This is a genomic window from Pelagibacterium limicola (genome assembly GCF_015694405.1).
Classification (GTDB): Bacteria; Pseudomonadota; Alphaproteobacteria; order Rhizobiales; family Devosiaceae; genus Pelagibacterium; species Pelagibacterium limicola.
On sequence record NZ_JADQDB010000002.1, the window covers coordinates 379334 to 397689 of the forward strand.

The following is an 18356-nucleotide window of genomic DNA, read 5'->3' on the forward strand; positions in this document are numbered from 1 at the left end:
ATGATCCTACTGCTTTTCCATCACGCATTGAAGCGGGTGCTGATTTCTGCGCGCGGCATCCATCACTTGGGTAACCTTGCTTTCGGCCACCTCATAGGGATAGATTCCACACTCCCCCACACCTTGATTATGCACGTGCCACATTATCGTTGTGGCCTCTTCGCGGGACTTGTTGAAGACCTGCTCGACAATCAGAATCACGAACTCCATGGGCGTGTAGTCGTCGTTGAGCAACAACACGCGATAAAGGCTCGGCTTTCTGGTTTTGGGACGCGTCTTCGTAGCAACGCCGACATTACCCTCGCCGTCGTTCTCGTGGTCTCGTTCGCCACCGGGTCCCGCCCGGAGCGCAGCAATAGCCCTCCGATCACGGGGATTGGCAATGAGGGGCACAGGAGAGAACTCAGGCAAGTCGGGTCGTCCCATATACAGATACGGCATAGACGGCCCCATTATGTAGGCAAAACTTCGGCCATGTTAAGGGGCGATCTCGCCATCCGCCAAAAGTGAACGGTGGCGCAGGAAAGTCGCATCAAATTTTACGCACTTTACGGATTTGTAACCGCGTCCGCCTAATCTCCTCGCCACAATGACGTTGACAGGTTCCTCTTGCCGCGGGGGTAGGCAAACGAGGCATCTGACGAACCAGGTGTACGGCGCGCGTGTTCTGCGCCGATTGAGTAAAGAGTTGGAGTACCGGGTGCCGACCCTTCTGCGTAATGATTCTGCGCGTTCTGTTGTTGCGCGCGCCATCCTCGTTCTTCTCGTTGCACTCGCGGCTTTTGGGCTTGTCCTGCAGCCCGCCGCTGCCCAAAACGTGCCACGCGCCTATGCCGGTATCGTTGTCGATGCGAAAACCGGGCAGGTTCTATACCAGGATAAGGCGAACGACCTGCGCTACCCGGCGTCCCTGACAAAGGTGATGACGCTTTACATCCTGTTTCAGGAACTCGAAGCGGGGCGGATGACGCTCAACACCAAGCTCTCGGTCTCCGCGCATGCGGCGGCCGCCGTTCCGACCAAGCTCTATGTGCAGCGCGGCTCGACCATAACGGTCGAAAACGCTATCAAAGCACTGGTGACGCTGTCGGCCAACGACGTCGCCCGTGTGGTCGCGGAAAATATCGGTGGCACCGAAAGCCGGTTCGCCGAACGCATGACCCAAACAGCCCGCGCGCTAGGTATGAGCAAGACGACCTACAAGAATGCCTCCGGCCTGCCCGATCGCGGACAGGTGACGACGGCTGCCGACCAGGCAGTTCTCGCCCGCGCCGTATTCCAGCACTTCCCCCATTACTACCAGTACTTCCAGACCCGCAGCTTTACCTATGGCGGCAGGACATATGGCAATCACAATGCCCTGCTCGGCCAGAATGGCGTCGATGGCATCAAGACAGGTTACATCAATGCGTCGGGCTACAACCTGATGACCGCAGCGCGGGCGAACAACCGCCATATCGTGGTCGTTGCGCTCGGCTTCAACACCGGCGCCGCGCGGAACGCCAAGGTCGCCGAACTTGTCCGCACCTATATGCCGAATGCCCGGCAAGGCGATTACTGGCGCGAAGCAATGATCGCCCGGCCGGCCCTGGGCACCGGTAGCAGCGTGCAGGTTGCCGCAGCGCCGGGACAGGTTCGTCCTCTCAACGGGCTGCCGCCCATACGCCCCGCAACGCTCGTGGCCAGCACCGTGCAGGTGGCCGCAATTCCGGAACCCACCGGCCCGGCCCAACCGCAGGTGGTCCCCTTCCAGGTTATTTCTGCCGCCGATATTCCCGCCCGGCCAGGCGAAACTGCACTCGATCAGGCCACCTACGTCGCGACCGGCGTCATGCCCGAGTCCGTTCAATACCCAACGGATGATCCCATCGGCGCCTGGATTGCCGAGACGATGCGCCTGAGCGCCTCGCCTGCCGACGTCGGCACGCTTCAGCCCGGACAGGTGCTCGTACCGCCGGCCCCGATCGCCCGCCCCGAAGGGCTCGCACTCGACATGACAACAACTCAAAGTAGCAATGCCGTTCCGGCAGGCGGTTGGGTGGTCCAGGTGGGCGCCGCCCAGACCCCCGAAGGTGCCGACGCGCTGCTTGCCGAAGCCACCGGTGCCGTCTCCAACTTCCGGGATCTTCGCGGCTATGTCGAAACCGTGGAACGCAACGGGCAAACGCTCTATCGCGCCCGATTTGCTGGCTTTGCCGACCGTGGACAGGCACGCGCAGCATGTGACGCCTTGAGCGAAGCCTCGGTGAACTGCCTGACCGTACAAGGATAGGACCTAGACGTTTTCCCATTGGCGCAAGTGTAACGGAGTAGCCCAATGAGCGATATCAACGCCCTCAACCAGCTCGCGAATTTCCGCGCAGGATCTCCGCTCGCCTCTGAGGATCCGGTTATTCGCGACCAGGCCCTGCGGCAGCTCGTGCGCAGTCTCGAGCCGAGCAAACCTATCCGCCGCCGCGTATCCGACCTGCTCTCCGTCGTCATGGCGCTTTCCGCGCGCACACGCCGCATGGTGCTCCCGCGCGTTACTGTGGACGTCGACGTGTTCACACCGGGCGGCAGCCGCGCGGTACACCTGTTCTTCCCCGACGATCAATAAGGGAACGCGCCGCCGCCGGCTGCGTTTGCCACATCTACGCTCCACCTCCTAAATTCACAAACGGCCTATCGCGCATAGGAGACCCAAACGTGTACTTCGACGGCAAGATCGCAATCGTTACAGGCGCCGGCTCCGGTATCGGCAAAGGCACAGCCCTTCATCTCGCCAAACTGGGTGCTACCGTCGTCGCGGTCGGACGCTCGCTCGAACCACTCGAAGAACTGGTGGCCACGATCTCCGAGGGTGGCACGCGCGCGTTGGCCATCGCGGCGGACGTATCGGACGAGGCAGACATGCAGGCCGCGTTCGATCAGGTGCAGGAGCAGTTCGGACGCCTGGACATCCTTTTCGCCAATGCTGGCATCAACGGAACATGGACGCCAATTGAGGACATGAGTCCTGCGGACTGGGACGAGGTGATGGCCGTCAATCTTCGCGGCACGTTCCTTTCGGTCCACCGCGCAATTCCGCTAATGCGCAAGGCGGGGGGCGGCGCGATTGTGATCAATTCCTCGATAAACGGAACGCGGACCTTTACCCTACCGGGCACTTCGGCCTATTGCGCCACAAAGGCCGGGCAGGTTGCCTTCACAAAGTCCGCAGCCCTGGAGCTCGCGCGCTACCGCATCCGCGTCAACGCGATATGTCCGGGCCGTATCGAGAGCAATATTCACGACAACCCGAAGCCGGGTACCGAAAAGATCGCAATCCGGATCGAATATCCCGATGGCGACATCCCGCTCACAGGCGGTGTTTCGGGAAAGCCGGAAGATGTCGCGGAGGTGGTCGCTTTCCTTGCTTCCGATGCATCACGGCATGTGACCGGGAGCGTCATCTTCGTCGACGGCGCTCAGTCCCTGATGATCTGAGACCTCATCTTTCAGGCGGCCGTTTCTTCCAGCTTGGACATGCGCGCGCCCTCGCCCCGCTGTCCCGCAACCCTGCGTGACGCCAATGGCAGATTGAGCGCATCGGCAAGCGCACGGTATTCCTGCCGCGCCGTGACATGGCTCATCGACGGCGCACCGCCGAGCATCTCTTCGTCCAGGGGATCGAAGACCGTCATCCCGAAGGGAAACAGAGACCGGAAGATAACGCGCTCGGCAATACCATCGGCAATACGGCAGCCGACGCGAGCGGATATGTTTTCCAATCCGGTCAGCACCAGGCGGGCATTGCGCGATCCGAGCATGGAAATCCTGTTGCGCACCAGAACCCAATCGATCGACCGCCCGTCGATATTGAGCCTTTCGCTGCGTGCCCGTTGCACGAGACGGGTATAATGGCTCAACTCCCGGATATCGCCCGTTTCGGGATCGATCCGCCCTATGACGTCCAGGTCTATCAAGCTGTCGTTAAGCGGCGTCACCAGGGTATCGGCCAGCGAGTGCGCCAAGCGCGTTAGATGCGTATCGAAGCCTGGCGTGTCGATAATGACGAAGTCGGCATATCCCTCGACCTCTGCAATGGCCGAACGGAACATCTCGAAAACCGCGCGATCATTGGCAGTGCGCGAGTCCCCGCGGGGTTGCGGCAGGTGAAAATGCGTGGGCTGCGGGATTTTGATCCCCAGCTGCCGGGCGCGTTCACGGCGATTCGTGACGTAAGCAGTCAGCGTCTGCTGACGGCTGTCAGTGTCGATCGTAGCGACGCGAAAACCTTCATAAGCGAGATAAATGGCGAGATGGAAAGCGGTGGTCGATTTGCCCGACCCGCCCTTCTCGTTGCCCAGCACAATTACATGGGCATGGGCGCGCCCTCTGTTACTCTCCAAGCTATCCCCCGAAGCAGCACGATTCTTTCCGGCAGGATGGGGGTGTGCATCAATTAGCACAAGCCCCAACCCATTGGGGGCCTATGCTAATGCTGAATTGTTTAAGATTTTAAGATCTAAGACGGCAGTCGAAGCCGACTGCCGCCTGATAATAATGCGTCATACCCAATAGGGCGGAATGCCATAATGGTTGTAGACGCTCATACCGGCTTCGCGGTTTTCCCAATCGAAGTCGTCGTCGGCGCTGAAGCGGGGTGCATCTTCGAGATCGGCCTTCGCCAGATCGGTGCGATATCCCCCGACGCTTTCGTCATAGGTCAGTTTCGACCAGGGGATCGGATAGTGATCATCGCCGATTCCGAGAAAACCGCCGAAGCTCATCACGGCATAGGCGACCTTGCCGCTGGGCTTGTCGATCATTACGCGTTCGATCTTGCCGATCTTCTCGTTCGCATGGCTGTAGACCGCCGTGCCTTCCACCTTATCGCTGCCGATGAGATTACCCGTCTCGCGCCGGTCGAGGTCGCGGGCACGCAGTCCATTATCTGTACGCGGATCCATTGTAGTCCTCCATGTGTCGCATTGAGACATGGAAAAAACGAGTGGCCGCGCCACCGGTTCCCATTTCACTGAACTATGGCAGAGCCACAAAACGGGCTCAAATCAGCCCCAATTGCGCCAACTCTTCGGCCATGTCAGCGGGCGGTTCTTCGCCACCCCTGCCAGCAAGATCCGGCGGAGCATCCTTTGCCTCAAGATAGCGCCAGCCCTGAAAGGGGCGACGGGGATAAGGCATCGTGCGGACGACCTCGGGATCGAGCAGAATATGACATTGCGGCCTGCCTTCAGCGTCGGTGCTCGACTCGAAACCGACAATACGCTGCCGGCAACGGATCGTGCCGGCAATCACCCAATAAAGCGAACCGTGTCCTGCAATTTCGTCGGCGCGTTTTGGCGTCATGCGCGTGCGATGAACGTTGAGGCCATCTGGCCGCCCCAGCCCCATCGCCTTTCGCTCGGCGCGCCATTCGAGCAATTCCTCCACCGAGGAAACCCCGACACAAAGTTTGATAATGTGCATTTCGCCCCGAATAAAATTTTGCGGAGGTTGCGAACCGCAAGCCGCAGCATCGCTTAACCGAGAACCAAGAAACAAGGGGCACGCCGCCTGGCGCACCCCTCGATCTCAAAACCAGTGCATTTCCATCTGCAAATCTGGGGGTCAAGCCCCGGCGATGATGGAAATCACGAAACCGAGCGAGACCAAACATACGAAAGTCCAGCTAACGGTCCGCCAGCGTACGGCCCATGATTGGCTGCGCATACGCTCTCCTTGTGCTGTTTCTACAACAACCAAATATTAACCAGAAGGCCGCGGGTGGGCAAGCCATACAATTGCCGCAAGGACGGAAGCCGACATTCGCGGGGATTTCGCGAAGAAAATCATATGCTCGCCCTCGGCGAAACCACGACGGGCATGTGGAAAAAAGCACCGGTTAGCCCGGCCTCGGCCCGGCATGTCTCTCTCGATACGCGTACGCTGGTCTGGCCGATACGTCTGCTATATGCAAGGTCATGGCCTTGCTCTCACCTGAATTCTTCGATGACGACGTCGCCAGGGTGGCTCGCTGCCTTATCGGCATGCGCTTGCTGGTTGATGGAATCGGCGGCGCGATCGTCGAAACAGAAGCCTATGACCGGGATGACCCCGCTTCACACAGTTTCCGCGGCCCGACAGCCAGAAACGCTGCCATGTTCGGCCCACCGGGAACGGCCTATGTCTATCGCTCCTACGGCATCCACTGGTGTTTCAATATCGTGTGCAGGCCCGGCACAGCCGTACTTATCCGCGCGCTGGAGCCGCTGGAAGGGCTCGAAACGATGGCGAGACGGCGCGGCTTGGCCACCCCGACCCGGCTCTGCGCCGGCCCCGGCTGCCTCACCCAGGCGCTGGGCATCGACATCGGCCACAACGGCCTGAGCCTCTTGGCGCCCCCGTTCGCGCTCGAGGAAGGTGCAGACCTACCCGTCGATACAGCCACCCGCATCGGCATCTCGCGCGCCGTCGATGTGCCATGGCGCTTTGGTTCCAGTAAAAGCCCGTTCCTGAGCAAGCCAATCAAATAAAAAAGGCGCCCCGAAGGGCGCCCGGACAGGCGGCCGGTGCCGGTTATGCCTGGATCACCACCACACGGGCACCGGTCGGCACACGCTCATATAGGTCGATGACGTCGTGGTTGAGCATCCGGATGCAACCGCTTGACATTGCTAGGCCAATCGATTCCGGCTGGTTCGTGCCGTGGATGCGGAACATGGTATCTGCGCCGTTGCGATAGAGATATAGCGCGCGGGCGCCCAGCGGATTGTTTGGCCCGCCCGCCATACCAGCTGCATAAGGCCGCATGATCTCTGGATCGCGCGCCAGCATGGTCGGCGTTGGTGTCCATGTCGGCCATTGAGCCTTGCGTCCGACGTAAGCGTTGCCGCGCAAGGCCAGCCCGGCACGCCCGACCCCAACGCCGTAGCGGATCGCCTTGCCGTCACCCAGAACGTAATAAAGGTACTTGCTGGGAGTATCGACCACCACAGTACCTTTGGCATAGCTCTTGTCGTATGCCACTTCCTGCCTACGCAGATGAGGTTTGATCGCAGCGACGTTCATCGCCGGCAAAGGAAACCGCTCGTCCGCTATGGCCGAATAGGCGTTTCGGAAAGTGGTACCGGAAGAAGAAGAACACGCCGCAAGAAAAAGCGGCAGCCCGATCATAAAGCCGCGACGCGATAAGCTCATCGATATTGCCCAAACCCAGAATCAACAACGACCGAAGAATTAACCATAACGGTTAAAGTTTCATGCACCATAGCAGGCTGGGGAAAATCGCCCGGAACGGCTGCCGGGTCACAGATGCGTGAAGGTCGCCGTACCAACCGTAGCCCACTGCTCTTCTGCGGCTCCTGATCACCGGATCGACGCCCCTGTTCCAGCAATTTATGCTCGTATACGCAGCCAATACCAATAGTTCCACGCGTTCTATCTACCAGTGGCAAAGAAGCCACACAGCCCAACAATCTAATTGAAGGCCCCGTGACAATGTGGCGCAAATCGGCGAAGTTGCTATTTATCATTACTTCTTTGTCAACCGCTCTTACTTGGGGAATTCGGAATGAATCGCACTCTGTTGGTTTCTGCTGCGCTCGTCGCATTTGCCTCCCCCGCTTTGGCGGCCGACCCGATGCGGCCGGTGCCCGTACCTAGCGTTCCCGTTGTCGACACTTCCTCGATCTGGGATGGCTTCTATGCTGGTTTCCACGTGGGTTATGGACGGGGAGAGGCCTACGATGCCGGCGGCGTGATTAGCTTTGCCGGTTCGGATTATGACTCGATCAGCGGCTTTTTCGGCGGCGTCCAGATCGGCGCCAACGTTCAAAGCGGCTCGATCGTGTTTGGCCTCGAGACCGATATTTCTTTATCGGGACTGTCGCAGACCATTGTTGATGGCGGCGGCAATGACGTGATTGTTGGATTGGATTACTTCGGCACCGTTCGTGCACGGGTGGGCGTCGATCTCGATGGCGTCTTGCCCTATCTCACAGCAGGTTTCGCCTACGGTCAGGGCTACCTTGATGATACCGACGCAGGTTTCGCTCGCGATACCAATTTCCATACCGGTTGGACGGTCGGTGCTGGCGTCGAATTTGCCGTTTCAGATTCGATGAGCATTAAAGGCGAATATTTGTATACTGACCTCGGTATTCGCTCTTATCCCGCCGCCGGCTTGGGAGGTCCGTGGGATGCTGGCGTTCGCTTCCATACGATCAAGCTCGGCGCGAACTTCCATTTCTAATCCCTAATCCTGCCCCCTACGCGGCGGAAATATTAGAGAGGCCTGGCAAACGCCGGGCCTCTTTTTTGCGTCGACAAGCGCGGCAGAACCAATCGGAAGTGCTATGGCGGCCAATCCCGCCCTTCAACTGCCGTGTTGGAACACAATTTGAGGCACGAAATTGAGCGAAATCTGGCGCCGTCAAACGGCGCCAAGAATTTTCTATTTATATTTCAGGTAATTAGGTGTTTCTCCCTCGGGAGAAAATGGTGCGGTCGAGAAGCAACCGCACCTTTGCGCACTCGTTGAAACTAAATGGAAAACTGCCAATTCAAGCCATTTCTGTGACGCAGTTTGTGGCTCAAAATGTGGCGCAAGGTGCGCACCGTAATCCATCTTACCGCACCGGCGTTCCGCTCGGAGACATTGTGACCCCGATCGCGCGGCGGCCGCACGCGTTGCAGACAAAACGCGAGAGGAAATAATCCCTGTTTTCCGAGACGACGAAGTCCGCGCCGAAGACTTCGATCAGCTTGGGTAGCGAGAGGCTCAGCGAATGCCCGCAGGCGCAGTGGATCGTGAGCCGATAACCGCCTTCCAGCTTGTCCTGGAGAGTCTGGATGGTCCAGCCGTATGCGGTCTTGGGCAATTCTTGCCCTCCAATCGTTCTCGCCCTGAATATGAGAACGAATTGAGAACTGCGCAAGGGCCGGAGAAATCGGCACCGAAAAGCCGGTTCTTCCTAGCCCCCGCCCCTCCACGTATTCAGCCCGAGATTGACGAGATAGGCCACCCCACCCAGTAGCGCGGCAATCACCAGCCAGCCGATCTTGGCCGAGGTCCCCTCGATGCCGCGCCGGAACCGCCGGATAAACCGGAAATCCTCGCGCGCCTCGTCCTGATGTTCGGCGCCGTCGAGGCGCAGGCCGGCATCGGCGAGCTCGTCGCGCATGGCGGCGCGAATCTGGGCCAGTTGCTCGGGTGAAAATCCGTGGGCGACGTTAGCGACCAGTTCGGTGATGATGCGGGATTGTTCGGCCCGATCGCGTTCCAGCAATGCAACGCGCCTGGTCAGCGTCATTTTACTCCGGCCCAGCGTCCCGCGTTCATCCTCCATCACTCCACCCCCATCAGTCCGGCGCGCAAGGCGTCGTAAAATCCCGCGCAGCGGCGCAGCAGCCCGTTGGCCTCATCGAGCTGGGCTCGCTCGCGCCGCAGGAGCACCGCCAGCTCCTCGCCCTCGATGAGCGCCGCGTGCGGCACCGGCCCCCGGCACAGGTCCGGCCAGGGTTCGAGCACTACGCCCGCTTGCGCGCGGCCGAGCGCGCTGGCGGCGCTATCGATCCGCTGACCGGTCGTTGCCGAGCACGCGCTCAAGAGTGTCAGCGTCGAGAGTGCAGCTGCGGCCCGTGCCGGCCAGCCATTGGGTGAGCGCATGATTGTCCTCCTCGAACTGGCGGGCGAAAGCGGCCGCGGCCCGCGCGGCCTCGGCGATGGATTGATTGAAGCTCGATGTCGCGGCCTGCCCGGCCAGCGCCTGGCGCAGCTGTTCCTTGGCCCGGGCGGCCTCGGCGGCGGCCGTCACGCGTTCGAGGCATGCCTGTTCTTGCGTCCTGACAGTCTCGGCAATGGCACGCGGCAGAACGAAGCGCTCGAACCACAGCTTGCCCCCGCCCCAGCCGAGCATCAGCCCGGCAGCGAGACCGCCTGCGGCGAGAACAAGGCTAATCCTCATCGCCGCGCCCCATATATTTGCGGGCATTGGCGTCATCCCAGATCGCACCAAACACGTAGGAGCCGATCACGGAGCCAGCGAGCAGGAAGGCCGAGATGACGATGGTTTCGTGCAGCCGGCTATCCCCGCCCCAGATCGTGAGATAAGCGATCTCGGCCGCGCAGAACGCGAGCGTAGCGAAGATCACACGGCGCCTGCGCGTCCATTCGAACTGGCCTTTTGGAAACTGCATGAGTCTCTCCTATGCGGCGAGCTTGCCGAGCGGGTCTTGCTGCACGTCGAAGCTCGGGCAGGCTTTGGCTGTCACCTCGTTATGGCCGCGCACGCGCTTGATGGGGTGCCTGGCGACAAGCTGCTGGGTGAGCCAGAGCATGGAGCTGATCTGCGCCGGCGTGCGCGTATCCTTGGCATTTTTCCCGTCCGACGAAACGCCGCCGATATAGCAGCCGCCGATCGAACCGGTGTTGTGGTCTTGGACGTGCGCGCCAACCTGACCGACCGGGCGGCCGAGCATGATGCGGCCATCAGGATAGATGATGTAGTGGTAGCCTATATCCGACCAACCGCGCGCCTTGTGCCACTGGCGGATATCCTCGACCGTGAAATCCTTGCCCTCCGGTGTCGCGGCGCAGTGCCACCACAGCGTGTGGATAGGTCGCGCCGTATCGAGCAGTTGCAGTGTTGAGACGTTCGGTGGCGGCGCGGCGCCAGCGACGACGACCGCGGCCTTTGGGGCAGGCTGGCCCATCGCGCTTTTGTCGGGCTCGGCGCGCGCTGGAGTTTTGGCGGGCGTCGTGGCCTGCCTGAGTGCCGTTCGTGACTGTGGGCCATACCTGCCGTCCGGAACGAGCCCGACGCGCGCCTGGAACGCTCTGAGCGCGGCATCTGTCTTTGCGCCGAAATCCCCGTCAGTGTTAAGCCGCGGCGAAGCGCCGGCCTTGTTGAGTAGATCCTGTAATTCGCGCACAGCAAGGCCCTTGCTGCCGCGCATGAGCACGGTTGCCATTGTCGGTCTCCATGGATTTCAGGGTTTCAGTCGCAAAAAACCCCGCTCAAAGGCGGGGCGTAAGGGTGGTCGCGGCTGGCGCTAGTCCCTCGCGAGCAGCGCGTCCGCCCGCGCCTCGCCGAACTCCGTGACAAGTTCCCAGTGCAGCACGGCAAAGAGGGGATCGTCCGAGAGGAAATACTCAACGGCGTTGTACATCAGGCGCAGCTTGGCGTGATCGGAAGCGTTGAGCCCGGCCTCGAAAGTCTCGGCCTCCTCGGGCGTCATGCGCTCGATGAACACCGATTTATAAAGGCGGTATGGCGCGTTTGGGTCGATCGGGTCTGATTCAGGCTCGGGTTCGGGGGCAGCGAACGTTTCGCCGTCATAGGTCCATCCGATCTGCACGTTGTCGCCGCAGGGCACATAGCCGGGTAGCGTCCCCATGATGACCTGGACGACTGTCCCGTTTTCGATTTTTGCCGATTTCGTCATGCTGCAATCCATTCGGTTATGATGCAGATACCGGCTGTGCCTGCGCCACCGGTGGCCGTGTTCGTTCCTGTTGACACCGCGCCGCCGCCGCCGGCGCCATTTCCCGAACCTGCTTGCCCGTCGGCTGATGCGTTGCTCGTGGATCCCTGCTTGGCACCCGGCCCGCCGCGGCCATGCAGAGTGCTCCCGCCATCAGATGCAAAGCCGACAGCCGCATTTGTCGAAAACTGGTTCGACCCGATGCCTTGCGACTGTGAGGACCCTTGCGCTGCACTGAACAGGATGGTGGCCCCGGACGCAGCCCACCCCGATTGCGTGTTGGTGACTGGTGACGCGCCGTTCACTGTCGGTAGCCCGGCCGCGCCATTGGTTAGATTCCCTGTGTTGCCGCCCGGGCATGTGACAGATCGCGTACCGTCATCGTAGGAACTGGATGATCCAGTCGCATTCGGCGCGCCACCCGAACCGATGGCGATCGTTGCCGAATTGGCCGGACGGAACGGCATGAAGGCCATGAATTCTCCGCCAGAACCGCCGCCCGAGCCAACACTGACCTGCCCGTTTCCGCTTCCGGCCCCGGTCGTTCGCCCACCCGCGCCCCCGCCGCAGATGTAGATTTCGGCGGCGATACAATTGGCGTCAAAATTGTGGGTGCCCGATGTCGTTCGGACGGTCTTTTTGACACTGACAGTCGTACCGAAATCAAGAAACCAGTTCGCGCCATCCGACACCAGCTTTATTGCGACATGCGGGATGTAGTAATCGAGCGGCGCCGCGCGGCCATTGATCGTCTGGCTCGATACAGTGCTGATTCGCAGGCGGTTGGCGCTGCCCGCATCGGCGCGGGTCAGTATGACCCACCAGCCCGCACCGACTGTTGCCGCGCTTGGCAAGGTAGCGGTGCGGTTGGCCGCCGATGTGTTGAACCGGATCGTCTTGCCGCGATCATCCTCAACGACTGTGTAATTGGCTGTCTTGGTCTCGATGGTGATCGCCCCGCCTCCGAACAGGCCGATCAACGACCCAAGGCTTGCGGACTTGGCCGCATCTCCGTCCTCGCTGTCGGTAATGATGATCTTGTCGGCCGCGACAGGAGCGGACTTGATCGCCACCCCGTTGATGGTCGAGGCCAGGGATACCGCATCGACTGCGCCCTGGTTGCCGATCAAAATGGGCTGGATCGAGATCGTGTCCGCGTCGTCGAACGCTGTTGCCCCGGCATGATCCTCGACCGCGATCTTGACATAGCCTGTCGCGTCGGTGACGCCGGAAATTCTCAGGACGGCCTGCGCCTCATCGTCGGTACGGGTAAGGATGATGTGCCCCTTGACCGGATTGGTCGAGGCCCCAAGCGTGAGGAGATAGGCGCCGACATTGTTCCCGCCGCGCGTGGTCTTGGAGACGAACAGAAACTCGGCCGCGCTCAGGTTCGTGTTGTCGGCGCGGAAAAGTCCCGCCCCAGGATCGCTGTCAGCGGTCCCGTCATCGAACTCGTAGAGGAGCCCGGGGTCTGTGCCATCCGCCCCGTCTTCACCGTCCTCGCCGTCTTCCCCCGAGGGGGCGAACGAGGCAACCATGACGGTTGTAGTGCTCGGCCGCGCGCCGACAATTGGCGAGACCGGGATTTCGTAATTGCCGTTGGCGCCGACAGTCAGATCGCCGGTGACGGCAAACTCCATATAGACCGCCGCATCGGTGGCGGACTGGAACCGCAGCGTTCCGCGGGAATTGCGATTGTCGATGTCATCGAGGGCATTGAGCCACGCCACGATCGACGCGCCGCCCATGTCCAGCGCGTTGGGGTTGAACCGCACGAGCGTGACACTGGCGAAACTCGAGTTATTCACCCGGAACTGGCCATCCGACAGTGCGCCGGTACCGGTGCCGGTATTCATCGTCAGCCGCACGCCCTGCGGATCACCTTTCACCCCCTTGATGTTGTAGGCAAGGTTGATATTGGAGGTGAAGCCGCCCGGCATGATATACTGCCCGACGCCTTCAGTCGGCGCGGTGCCCTCGCCTCCCACCCAAGAAATGAGCCGCACTACGGCTTCCGCGCCGGCGTTGCGGTCGACGATCGACAGGACCGGAGACCAGCCGCGCGCGCCTTGCGGGCCGGTGAGCGGGAAGCCTGGTGACCAATCTCCACTCGCGGCCGACGCCTTGACGAACAGCACCGTGCTTGTCCCATCGCTCGAGAGATAGGCGAACGGTTTGCCCTCGTCGTTGAGCCATTCGTCATCGTAGTCGTCGCGCCCAGCGAACGATCCGGCCGCATCGTAATTGAGGCCGTTGCCGCTCAGGGTCCACGAAAGCGCGACAGGCTCGGTGCCAATCACGCCATCGCTGGCAATGTGAGAAACGCCGAGCGAATAATAGCCCGAGGCGTCCACCACGCTCGTCAACTGGAATTCGTAGAACGCCGTGGTTGCCAGCGAGCGGAGCCGGATCGAATCGCCGGGGTTGAGCCGCGACAATAGTGGCGCGACGTTGCGGTGATTGGAGTTGGCGTCGAGGTAATCGATATAGGCATGGGTTGCGGCTGTCGGATCGGCATCGTCGAAAGCGATGTTACCAGGCCCGGGATCGGCCGCACCGGTGACGCCAATGGCGTTGAAGAACAGGCCCTGCGCATTGCGGTCATAGGCGTTGATCCGGTCACGCTGTTCGCGGACCACGCGGAACACTTCTGCCGCATCGCTCGTGGCCTGGTTGATCGGCCAGATTTCGAGTGGGACATCGGCGTCGGTGGCGCCGCCATACTCGCGCGTCAACTCGAAGGTCGAGGTGTCCGTCAGGCTCTCAAGAAAATAGACGATGCCGTCAATCGCCACGAGAAAGCCCGGAGCGGCAATCGCCGAGGAGAGCGGGCCGCCGGTGTTGATCTCGACCGTGGTGGAACCGTTCTCGACGTCAGCGGTCGCGGAGTAGATGATCGTCATGGGCGCCTCGAATGCAAAAACCCCGCGCGATGGCGGGGTTTGGGAACGGTGATTTGGAAAAGATCAGAAGTTGAACGAGCAGACCGAATAGCGGATCAGGACCTGCGGGATTTTGTACCCAGTGAACTGCCGGGACCAGTTGCCGGTAAAGACAATCCGGTTATGAAAGACCGTCGCAATGACCTGCCAGAGCGCCAGCGGAATCGATCCGCCGCCGCCGGAAAACTGCCTGACGACCACGCCGAAGCTGGCGCTTTCGTTCTTCTGCATGACCCTGTGATGGTTACCCACGGGCAAATCGAACAGCACCAGCGGAGGCGTCCCGTACGACTTGGCAAAAAAGACAGTCGCGCTATAGGAGCCATCGAATCCGGAAATCGTCCAGTTGACGTTATGGGTGCCCTGCTCAACGATCCCGAAGGCCGGGAACGAGGAGCTGTACTGGAGATCGGCATCGTTCGCCGTCAGCACGTTCTGGCCGGGCTTTGCGATCCACAGCCCCTGCTCGCTGCCGCGCTGACCCAGCAATATCCTGTTCGACATGGGTCACGGCCTCAGGACGATATAATGAAGAAAGTTGCCGGAGCCCCGATACATGCCCGCCGCCGGCAGGACGAAGCGGTTGTTGAAGACGCGCATATAGGTCGGCCCTGTCTTGTAATCGAGCAGCGCGTTGACTGTTTCCGCATCGTCCCAATCGATCACATGGAACTGCAACGGCCCGCCGGATTTGGAATACCTGTTGCTTGGCGTCCCTTGAGTTGCCCGCTCCATGCCGATAACCACGGGCGGCTCCGGGAGGGTGACGCCGAAATTGACGGTTGTCGTGTTGTTGCCGGTCGGAAGCGCGACCGAACCGGCCGTGACTATTCGCGAACTGGCCAGCCATTCGCTGTCGAAGGACAAAAACCTGCCCTGCAGGTTGGCATTGAGGACGTTGGTGCCTGGGACGCTCACCCGCAATCCCTGTTCGCCCGATGGGAGTTCGCCGAGAACAAGTCTGTTGGCCATTCAGGGGTGCCTCGGCACGTTGAAGACGATCAGATCGAAAAGCGCAGGCGATGACACGTTGGGGTTGTACGTCACGGTGATCTGCGACCTGTTGTTCCAGAGGTAATAAGGCTCCGCCGGCCCCGAGAGCCATGCAAAGGCAAAATATCCTGGGTCCGGCCATGAAAAGACGGTGTTGTTGTTCGGGGACGCCCGTACCGTGACAGAGCGCCTTTCGGCATAGATCACCTGCAGCATGGGTATTTCAGGAGATAGCAGCAGCCCGTTGACGCCCGCCGTCAAAACGTTCTGACCCGGCTTGGACACCCAGAGCCCGAACTCCCCGCCTCGCTCGCCCAACAGAACCCGGTTGGCCATCAGCTATTATCCGTAATCAGAATGCGGTTGTTCGGCCCTTGGATCGATATCCCCGGTCCAGATGGCGCCGGCGCCACTCTCAGTGTGCCGGTGATCGAAGCGTTCTGGGCAAAGAGATCGCCGACATCGATCACCGAGGCATCAAGGCTGTTCGCGGCGATGTTCCCGGCCGTCAGGTTCTTGATGAAAGCGTTCTTGATATAGGCGGCGTCTCCTTCGAGATAGAACGGAGAGTCGACCAGCGACCCATCCGCCCGCATGAGATAGAAGGCGTCGACCAGCATGGCGACGATCGCTTGCGTCTGCCCGCCGCTGCCAACCGACGCACGGAGCAGCATGGCCGCCTGCGACAACAGCCCGTCCTTGATCGCCCTGACCTTGAACAGGATATCGGCGATCGACTCTTCGGGGTTCACTTCGGCTGTTATGGCCATATATCCGCCGGCAAGGCTTTCATTGACAATTGCCACGAGCTCGATCTCGAGCTGAGCGAGCGCCCTGTCCACCTCCGCAAGGGCCTTCCGGCTTTCCACGATTGCCGCCGCACTGGCAGCGTTGTGGGCTTCTGTAATGTCGATCTGTTGCGCGACCGTATTGTCGAGCGAGAGGGCAGCAAGCGCGATGCTTTCCTTGAGCGCCCGCAGTTCCGCGAGCTGCGTCTGGATCGCCCCGATGCTGTCGCCGGTCAGGAGCCCGTGGGCGTTGCGGAGCTCGCGGCCGAGTTGCTGGACCTGGATGTCGGTCACATCGACTTCCTGCACCGCAGGCGTCGTGACCGGCAACCATTCAGACCACTCACTCGGACTCCCGCTGGAGCGCCGGAAGATGCCGCGGACCTCGTAGCTGGTCTGCGGCGCGAACTGCCCCGCCAGAATGACCTTCCACGGCTCGCCGTAAGGGACCTCGCCATCAAACATCGGATCGGAGGTTTCGGCCAGCCGGACCTGCACGCGCACCATGTCGACGTCCGGGACATCACTGGCAAACCAGACTTCGATGCTTGCGCGGCGCGCATTGTTGTCGTTGTCATAGATCGTCGCTGGAAAGACCTGCCAGCCTTGCATGGGCATAGGCCGTGGCCCGACAAGATCGATCGGCCCATCGGGAACGGGTGTAAAGTCCGCTTCCTGGTCCCAGTCATAATCTGAAGGGTCGACCTCTGTCAGGTCGACGATGACGTCGAGATTGGACTTGTAGACGATACCGTCGACGCGGAAATGCTTCGCGACATATCCGTTGCGGGCGCTGGTCCACGCAACGACATCGCCTGGCTCGAGCGCGCGGAACTCTGGCCCAAGCACAAACGTATGCCGTCGGGCGCGCAGGGCCTCGGCAAGCGCCCATTTCATGAGCCGCTGCACCTGGCCTTTGTAGGGCACCAGATCGAGCGATACCGATGCCATCAGGCGCCGATTGCCATCCTTGGCCTCGAGGTCTGGCCGCAGGCGCGGGGGCGCCTTCTTGACGTTCCATCCCTCCGCAGGGTTCGGATAGCTGGCATCCACCCCGTTGACTGTGTCCGCAAGCGAAAAGAACGGTGTAAAGCTCTGCTCTTCGGTCGAAAGGATATCGGCATCGGTGAATGCCATGACCGGCGACCCCGACGGGCCGGCATAGACCTTGTAGACCCCGCCAACCTCTGCCATGCGGGCATTGGCGGCGGTCAGCAAAGCCTCGACGGTCGTTGCCACCTGCGCACCGACCTGGATTTCACCGCCCGCGCGATATGTCCGCTCGATCCCGTCTGGCCCCTCGACGGAGGCCTGCGCCGCCTCAATGCCGGCAATCCAGTTCCCAGCAGGAAGCCGCGCAGGGCTCAGGCTCTGCAGCCCGTAAACCCATTCGCCATCGAACCGGATGCCGCGCTTGACATTGTAGAGTTGGACGATCGGGTTGAAATCGTATTCGTCACCGCCCCATGTCGCGGGATCGTCCCATCTCTGCGGGCCGTCTCCGCCAGCCGTCGTGTCCTTGGCGATGTTGTACCAGCGCACGCCATGCGTCTCGAACTTGATGTTCGGGATGCCCTGGAACAGCGGTTTGTTGCCCTGGTCGCTCCGCTCCGGTGCGCGCGCAAAGACAATGGCATAGGCTATGCCGGTGCCGATGCGATCGGAACCGTAGGGCCGGTCAGGATCGGTTCCGAACGTCGAGACCAGGAACGGGTCCGCCTCGGTCTGCGTGCCGTCGTAGAACTTGATCCAGAGATGGTCCTTGCCGCCCTTCCGGAATTGCTGCACTGGCCAGCCGAAATTGGCATGTGCCTCGTCCTTAAGCAGCGTTCCGCGCTTGCCTTCGACGAAAACCCGCGTCAGGTCGCGGATCGGCAGGTCGCCAATGGCAATGACCCGTACAGACCTTGTCCCGCCCGAACCGAATGTATTGTGATAGACCAGCGAGCCTGCCGTGCAGTTCCACCCGAAATTGATCGAGCGCGGCACGTCTTCGCCGGCCTGCAGCCTCCCCTGCACCCCAAACCGGGGCGGCTCTGGCTCCCCCTGCATGGCCTTCGCCAGGAGGTTTACGGCAATGCCCGCTGTCACCTGCAACGCGGCTGCCGTCAGACCGGCCAGAAAGGTTCCGGCGCCGAATATGGCGGAGCCGATTGCTGTGAAAACTGCCATCTTGGAAGCT

Annotated in this window: 22 protein-coding genes; 5 read left to right on the top strand and 17 right to left on the bottom strand. The window is 61.0% G+C overall.

Translation table 11 applies throughout. From position 1 onward, the window contains the following. Positions 1-6: 6 nt before the first annotated feature. Positions 7-441 (bottom strand): ATP-dependent Clp protease adapter ClpS, encoded by a 435-nt coding sequence (gene clpS, locus I2G20_RS04810; RefSeq protein WP_246472841.1) that lies wholly within the window; start codon positions 439-441, stop codon positions 7-9. Between the two features lie 259 nt (positions 442-700). Here clpS and I2G20_RS04815 point away from each other — a divergent pair, with 259 nt between their 5' ends. The 3 genes from I2G20_RS04815 to I2G20_RS04825 all read left to right on the top strand — a co-directional run bounded on the left by I2G20_RS04815 (position 701) and on the right by I2G20_RS04825 (position 3468). After that, positions 701-2272 (top strand): serine hydrolase, encoded by a 1572-nt coding sequence (locus I2G20_RS04815; protein WP_343070306.1) that lies wholly within the window; start codon positions 701-703, stop codon positions 2270-2272. Between the two features lie 45 nt (positions 2273-2317). Continuing rightward, positions 2318-2599, top strand: coding sequence for a hypothetical protein (locus I2G20_RS04820; protein ID WP_196258541.1), 282 nt, complete (start codon positions 2318-2320; stop codon positions 2597-2599). An 89-nt stretch (positions 2600-2688) separates the two neighbouring features. Next, positions 2689-3468, top strand: coding sequence for a 3-oxoacyl-ACP reductase FabG (locus tag I2G20_RS04825; RefSeq protein ID WP_196258542.1), 780 nt, complete (start codon positions 2689-2691; stop codon positions 3466-3468). Between the two features lie 11 nt (positions 3469-3479). Here I2G20_RS04825 and I2G20_RS04830 read toward each other — a convergent pair whose 3' ends face one another. From I2G20_RS04830 to I2G20_RS04840, 3 genes are all read right to left on the bottom strand, one after another. Further along, positions 3480-4373, bottom strand: coding sequence for a division plane positioning ATPase MipZ (locus I2G20_RS04830; protein ID WP_196258543.1), 894 nt, complete (start codon positions 4371-4373; stop codon positions 3480-3482). 159 nt (positions 4374-4532) lie between these two features. Continuing rightward, the gene (locus tag I2G20_RS04835; RefSeq protein ID WP_196258544.1) at positions 4533-4934 is read right to left on the bottom strand and encodes a PRC-barrel domain-containing protein; all 402 of its coding nucleotides are present in this window, start codon (positions 4932-4934) and stop codon (positions 4533-4535) included. 97 nt (positions 4935-5031) lie between these two features. Beyond that, positions 5032-5454: a DUF1489 family protein gene (locus tag I2G20_RS04840; RefSeq protein ID WP_196258545.1), complete on the bottom strand. Its 423-nt coding sequence runs from the start codon at positions 5452-5454 to the stop codon at positions 5032-5034. 494 nt (positions 5455-5948) lie between these two features. Between I2G20_RS04840 and I2G20_RS04845 the strand changes: the two genes are divergently transcribed. Further along, complete coding sequence (locus I2G20_RS04845; protein ID WP_196258546.1) at positions 5949-6500, top strand: DNA-3-methyladenine glycosylase; 552 nt, start codon at positions 5949-5951, stop codon at positions 6498-6500. A gap of 43 nt (positions 6501-6543) precedes the next feature. Here I2G20_RS04845 and I2G20_RS04850 read toward each other — a convergent pair whose 3' ends face one another. Next, positions 6544-7164 carry a L,D-transpeptidase gene (locus I2G20_RS04850; RefSeq protein WP_196258547.1) on the bottom strand — a complete coding sequence of 207 codons (621 nt, stop codon included), beginning with the start codon at positions 7162-7164 and terminating at the stop codon, positions 6544-6546. 373 nt (positions 7165-7537) lie between these two features. Here I2G20_RS04850 and I2G20_RS04855 point away from each other — a divergent pair, with 373 nt between their 5' ends. Beyond that, positions 7538-8218: an outer membrane protein gene (locus tag I2G20_RS04855; protein ID WP_196258548.1), complete on the top strand. Its 681-nt coding sequence runs from the start codon at positions 7538-7540 to the stop codon at positions 8216-8218. Between the two features lie 376 nt (positions 8219-8594). Here the strand turns inward: I2G20_RS04855 and I2G20_RS04860 are convergent, their stop codons facing one another. From I2G20_RS04860 to I2G20_RS04915, 12 genes are all read right to left on the bottom strand, one after another. Beyond that, the gene (locus I2G20_RS04860; protein ID WP_196258549.1) at positions 8595-8846 is read right to left on the bottom strand and encodes a hypothetical protein; all 252 of its coding nucleotides are present in this window, start codon (positions 8844-8846) and stop codon (positions 8595-8597) included. A gap of 93 nt (positions 8847-8939) precedes the next feature. Further along, positions 8940-9278 (bottom strand): hypothetical protein, encoded by a 339-nt coding sequence (locus I2G20_RS04865; protein WP_196258550.1) that lies wholly within the window; start codon positions 9276-9278, stop codon positions 8940-8942. 35 nt (positions 9279-9313) lie between these two features. Continuing rightward, positions 9314-9574: a hypothetical protein gene (locus tag I2G20_RS04870; RefSeq protein WP_196258551.1), complete on the bottom strand. Its 261-nt coding sequence runs from the start codon at positions 9572-9574 to the stop codon at positions 9314-9316. Then, on the bottom strand, positions 9534-9932 hold the full coding sequence (locus tag I2G20_RS04875) for a hypothetical protein (RefSeq protein ID WP_196258552.1): 399 nt from the start codon (positions 9930-9932) through the stop codon (positions 9534-9536). The genes I2G20_RS04870 and I2G20_RS04875 overlap by 41 nt, the downstream gene beginning before the upstream one ends. Then, entirely contained in the window at positions 9922-10164 is a 243-nt protein-coding gene (locus I2G20_RS04880; RefSeq protein ID WP_196258553.1) for a hypothetical protein, read from the bottom strand. The genes I2G20_RS04875 and I2G20_RS04880 overlap by 11 nt, the downstream gene beginning before the upstream one ends. Positions 10165-10173: 9 nt before the next feature. Next, positions 10174-10938, bottom strand: coding sequence for an N-acetylmuramoyl-L-alanine amidase (locus I2G20_RS04885; protein ID WP_196258554.1), 765 nt, complete (start codon positions 10936-10938; stop codon positions 10174-10176). An 81-nt stretch (positions 10939-11019) separates the two neighbouring features. Beyond that, on the bottom strand, positions 11020-11412 hold the full coding sequence (locus I2G20_RS04890) for a hypothetical protein (RefSeq protein ID WP_196258555.1): 393 nt from the start codon (positions 11410-11412) through the stop codon (positions 11020-11022). Then, entirely contained in the window at positions 11409-14354 is a 2946-nt protein-coding gene (locus tag I2G20_RS04895) for a glycine-rich domain-containing protein (protein WP_196258556.1), read from the bottom strand. Before I2G20_RS04895 ends, I2G20_RS04890 begins: the two co-directional genes overlap by 4 nt. A gap of 63 nt (positions 14355-14417) precedes the next feature. Further along, positions 14418-14897 carry a hypothetical protein gene (locus tag I2G20_RS04900; protein ID WP_196258557.1) on the bottom strand — a complete coding sequence of 160 codons (480 nt, stop codon included), beginning with the start codon at positions 14895-14897 and terminating at the stop codon, positions 14418-14420. Between the two features lie 3 nt (positions 14898-14900). Further along, complete coding sequence (locus I2G20_RS04905; protein ID WP_196258558.1) at positions 14901-15365, bottom strand: hypothetical protein; 465 nt, start codon at positions 15363-15365, stop codon at positions 14901-14903. Continuing rightward, the gene (locus I2G20_RS04910) at positions 15366-15722 is read right to left on the bottom strand and encodes a hypothetical protein (protein ID WP_196258559.1); all 357 of its coding nucleotides are present in this window, start codon (positions 15720-15722) and stop codon (positions 15366-15368) included. Beyond that, positions 15722-18346, bottom strand: a complete 2625-nt coding sequence (locus tag I2G20_RS04915) for a phage tail protein (protein ID WP_196258560.1) — start codon at positions 18344-18346, stop codon at positions 15722-15724. The genes I2G20_RS04910 and I2G20_RS04915 overlap by 1 nt, the downstream gene beginning before the upstream one ends. Between the last annotated feature and the right edge of the window lie 10 nt (positions 18347-18356).

What these genes read in the sequence shown, in the direction of transcription:
- clpS (WP_246472841.1), bottom strand. Translation starts at nt 441, where the DNA reads ATGCCGTATCTGTATATGGGACGACCCGACTTGCCTGAGTTCTCTCCT.
- I2G20_RS04820 (WP_196258541.1), top strand. Translation starts at nt 2,318, where the DNA reads ATGAGCGATATCAACGCCCTCAACCAGCTCGCGAATTTCCGCGCAGGA.
- I2G20_RS04835 (WP_196258544.1), bottom strand. Translation starts at nt 4,934, where the DNA reads ATGGATCCGCGTACAGATAATGGACTGCGTGCCCGCGACCTCGACCGG.
- I2G20_RS04840 (WP_196258545.1), bottom strand. Translation starts at nt 5,454, where the DNA reads ATGCACATTATCAAACTTTGTGTCGGGGTTTCCTCGGTGGAGGAATTG.
- I2G20_RS04845 (WP_196258546.1), top strand. Translation starts at nt 5,949, where the DNA reads ATGGCCTTGCTCTCACCTGAATTCTTCGATGACGACGTCGCCAGGGTG.
- I2G20_RS04850 (WP_196258547.1), bottom strand. Translation starts at nt 7,164, where the DNA reads ATGAGCTTATCGCGTCGCGGCTTTATGATCGGGCTGCCGCTTTTTCTT.
- I2G20_RS04855 (WP_196258548.1), top strand. Translation starts at nt 7,538, where the DNA reads ATGAATCGCACTCTGTTGGTTTCTGCTGCGCTCGTCGCATTTGCCTCC.
- I2G20_RS04865 (WP_196258550.1), bottom strand. Translation starts at nt 9,278, where the DNA reads ATGACGCTGACCAGGCGCGTTGCATTGCTGGAACGCGATCGGGCCGAA.
- I2G20_RS04875 (WP_196258552.1), bottom strand. Translation starts at nt 9,932, where the DNA reads ATGAGGATTAGCCTTGTTCTCGCCGCAGGCGGTCTCGCTGCCGGGCTG.
- I2G20_RS04880 (WP_196258553.1), bottom strand. Translation starts at nt 10,164, where the DNA reads ATGCAGTTTCCAAAAGGCCAGTTCGAATGGACGCGCAGGCGCCGTGTG.
- I2G20_RS04885 (WP_196258554.1), bottom strand. Translation starts at nt 10,938, where the DNA reads ATGGCAACCGTGCTCATGCGCGGCAGCAAGGGCCTTGCTGTGCGCGAA.
- I2G20_RS04890 (WP_196258555.1), bottom strand. Translation starts at nt 11,412, where the DNA reads ATGACGAAATCGGCAAAAATCGAAAACGGGACAGTCGTCCAGGTCATC.
- I2G20_RS04895 (WP_196258556.1), bottom strand. Translation starts at nt 14,354, where the DNA reads ATGACGATCATCTACTCCGCGACCGCTGACGTCGAGAACGGTTCCACC.
- I2G20_RS04900 (WP_196258557.1), bottom strand. Translation starts at nt 14,897, where the DNA reads ATGTCGAACAGGATATTGCTGGGTCAGCGCGGCAGCGAGCAGGGGCTG.
- I2G20_RS04905 (WP_196258558.1), bottom strand. Translation starts at nt 15,365, where the DNA reads ATGGCCAACAGACTTGTTCTCGGCGAACTCCCATCGGGCGAACAGGGA.
- I2G20_RS04910 (WP_196258559.1), bottom strand. Translation starts at nt 15,722, where the DNA reads ATGGCCAACCGGGTTCTGTTGGGCGAGCGAGGCGGGGAGTTCGGGCTC.
- I2G20_RS04915 (WP_196258560.1), bottom strand. Translation starts at nt 18,346, where the DNA reads ATGGCAGTTTTCACAGCAATCGGCTCCGCCATATTCGGCGCCGGAACC.